This is a genomic window from Saccharopolyspora sp. NPDC000995, assembly GCF_053599315.1.
In genome coordinates this window covers 1-3,653 of record NZ_JBSFLZ010000248.1, presented here as the reverse complement: position 1 = coordinate 3,653, position 3,653 = coordinate 1, and the positions used below count along the sequence as shown (strand labels likewise).

Annotated in this window: 1 pseudogene; it reads right to left on the bottom strand. The window is 68.2% G+C overall.

The window, feature by feature from the left end:
* Positions 1–3,653 (bottom strand): annotated as a pseudogene (locus ACWDKQ_RS35405) (hypothetical protein); the annotation flags it as partial.

Below are 3,653 nucleotides of genomic sequence, written 5' to 3'. Positions count from 1 at the left end.
GTCCACCACCAAATCAAACGCCTCCCGCTCCGGCGGCTTCACACCCACAAACACCGGAGCGAACAACAGCGGACTCACCAACCGCGCAGCGGCCAACTGCAACCTCGCCACCTCGACCTCCGGCCAGCCTTCCACCTCGGCGAACCTCACCCAGTCCACCGGCAACAACCCCAGAACGCCGGCAACAGTCCCCTCACCACTCACTCCCGGCGCCCAAGCGAAAGGATCCTCGCCAGAAACCTCACTGTCCGGCAGTGCCGGCCCAGGCCCCCCAGAACGACCTCCAGCCGTCACCCCAACATGAGCAACACCAACCTCCACAACACCACGCCACGCAGCCCCCCAAGCAGCGGTGTCAGCTCCGCGGCCCTGTTCACGCAGCCATTTCAGTCCATCCTCGGCGGTCGTGGCCCCTCCCTCCTCTCGAGCCCGCACAACCCACACACCCAACTCCTCCCCAGGAATCCCAGGCCGCTGAACCTCCTTCTCCTTCCCCGCCTCAGCACGCCACGCATCCAGCCAAGCAGCGTTGCCAACCCCACGGCCTTGTGTATGCAGCCAGTTCCGTCCTTCCTTGGCGGTCGTGGCCCCTCCCTCCTCTCGAGCCCGCGTAACCCACCCACCCAACTCCTCCCGAGGAGTCTGAGGCAGCTGAACCCGTTTCTTTTGTCCCGTATCAGCATCCTGCTGCCCAGAGGCCGCCACACCGCCCCCAGCCGGCCCGCGATGGGCGGCGACCTGAGGCCGGTGACGGCTCGTGCTCCCCGCCCACCTGAGTACCGGGGTCAGCCGCGTTCCGTCGACGTAACGAGGCGGCACCGAGCCGTCCACCGCAGCACCCAAATCCGGCCCGGACACCTGCAGCAGTTGCCCCTGCGAGCCCAGCAGATACCACTGCCCAGTACCCAGCCCCTGTATGAACTGCGGCAACAACATGCCATCCCCGGCAACAGAAACCCCCGTGGCATGAACACGCTTGTCCACGGTTTGAAACACATCCGCCAGTCCCGGGACGAAACGCCGGTCTTCTCGGACCTGATCTGCGAAGGCTTCGGGCGTCATCTTCCCGCCATCCGGCGACATCGCCCGTCCCTCGGGCGTCACATGGACACCCACGACCTGAGTGTCCGGCAAATCGGGTGCCGACTCCGCAGCCTGCTCGATCGTCTCGGCGGAATCGCCGGGTCCGCCGAACAACAACGGTTCCGGTCGTGGTCTGTGGATCACTTCGGCCGGGGGCTCTACCGGCCGCGGCCGGCTTCCGTTCGCCGGGTGCAGCATCCACTTCGGACCCCGACGTCGGTTCACCCGCGCCAACACATCCGCCCCGGTACCGCGCAGCAGCGTGGCGACCTCGGCATTGGAGACGAGCGCGTCACCGTGCCCCAGCACCAGCAGTGGCTTCCTGCCCTCCCCGACAGCCGCGGCATAGTACGGAGACCGGGTCCATCCGGTGTATCCGGCCGTTTCGGTCGCCCCATGGATCACAAGACTCACCGGCGTGCTGCGCACACCCCCACGGAACTCGAATTCTGGCGCCATGCCCGACCGTACCGACGTGCCCGAACTCGCCAGCGCTGAAACAAGATCCGCGTCGGGAAGCCACCGAATGCCTCCCGCGGCCGACAACACGTACCAGTGTCCTGCCCTCGCGGACCGGGCCTCACCGCCGAACATCGCGTCGGCCCGTTGGCTCCACGTCGGCAACCCGCTGGCAGCGAAAGACAAATCGCCGATGACAACACGCCCATCAGCGGCATGCCACACCTCCTGACCGGCCGCGAACACCCCGACACCGACACCGAGGACGTCGCGCAACCGGGCCGCATCGGACTCGCCAGGATAGGGCATGCCCCCGCTCAGCTTGTCGTGTTTACCGCTGCGCGCCCCGGAACCGCCGGCATCCACCGTGTCCCACCCGAGCAAAGCCGTACTGCTCTTGCCGTCTTCCGATCGAAGAAGCTCCTGATCCTGCGGTCCCGTCCCCGCCTGGATGCTCAGCCCGCTGCCTTTCGTTCCCAGCCTGTCCGCCAGCGCCTGGGAAAACTCCACAAGCTCGGCCCAGTGATCCCGGCCGATCTCGTGGTGCTTGGCCGCAACCAGCGCCATCACATCCTCCAGCGACACAACAGCATCCCCACGAGCCAACCCCGCGATGTCATGCGTGCCCTGCACGATCCGCCACGCCGCCACCTCATCATCACCAGACCGGCGCCCATTCCTCGCCCGATCGATCTCCCCCCGCAGATCCGTACCCGACCACTGCCCCACCGGCGCTCGTCCCGACACTGCCGGACCAGCAGCCGAGGCATCCGCCAGACCGGCCACGCCCCCATGCCCGCCGACCGGCACCGAGGCACCGAGCCCGGCCACCGCCCTAGCCGAACCATCCGCACCGAACACCGTCCACTGCGGCCCACGCCCACCCTGCCCTGGCGTCACCGCGACAACGTCACGCCCCACACCCTGCGCCAGAGCCGAACCCTGACCAAGCGACACCACCACACCCGCACCCGGACTGCCCTGCGCGACCAGCAGCACAGGCCCACCCGTGGAATCAGCGACACCACCCCGCACGAACTCCACCAACCCGCCACCAGCAACCACACCCGCCGGCACCCGCACCCGCACCGCGTCCACCGGCACACCCACCGGCACGGCCGCAGGCAAGGCCGCAGGCAAGGCCGCAGGCAAGGCCGCTAGCACGGCCGCCGCCGGATCCTGATGCGGCGACGTCGGCTGCCCTGCGGGCACACCACCGTCGGGGTCCATGACAGAACCGGACCTGCCAGTCTCCGGCAGCGCGGCATTCGCGGGCGCACCAGAAGCATGTGGGGTCAACGCTGGTGAGTCCGGTGTCTGCGAGGTATGCACCTCCAGCGGCAGGTTCCCGGGCACATCCACACCATGCGCCCCGGACACGGCCTGATCGCCACCGGCAGCCGCACTGTACGGCGGTGGCGGATCCTGCCGGTCCTGCCCGGAACCCACTACCCCATCGGAATGTGCCGGCAGCGGTGTGCCCTGTCGATCCCGCCCGGAACCCACTACCCCACGGGAATACACCGGCGGCGGTGTGCCCTGCCGGTCCTGCCCGGAACCTGGCACCTCTGGACCATCACGAGTCGGCTTCCCGCCCGGCACGCTGCCGTCGGCACCCTCCTTACCGCCCTTAACGTCCATGCTGTCCTTGCTGTCCACGGCAGCGGACACCACGGGGTCTTTGCCCGAGGGCACCGGCACCGCAGCCGAATCCACCGGCCCGACCGGGAAAACAGAGTCCACATCAGATGGCTTCGAGCCATCCGAGGCATCGGAGGGGGTGAAGGTGCTGTCCTTGCCCGGGGAGCCAGGGGTGTTGCCTGTCTGCGACCCAGGCCCTATTCCCAGCAGCGGGGTCTTCTCCTCATCGAACCCGCCACCATCGCTGTCGCCCTCACGTCGGCTGGTGTCGTCGAGGTAGGGGCTCGGGCCTTGCGGGTGCAGTTTGCCCCGCCATGCCAAGCCCGCCAGATTGCCCACACCGCTGAACACCGACTCGGACACGCCCGCCGTCACCGAGAACGGGTTCCAGGTCACTTCCTGGCCCGTGGCCGACTGATACCCGACCTCGCCGAACAACTCGCCCAGGCCGTCGGACAACGCCTCCCCGA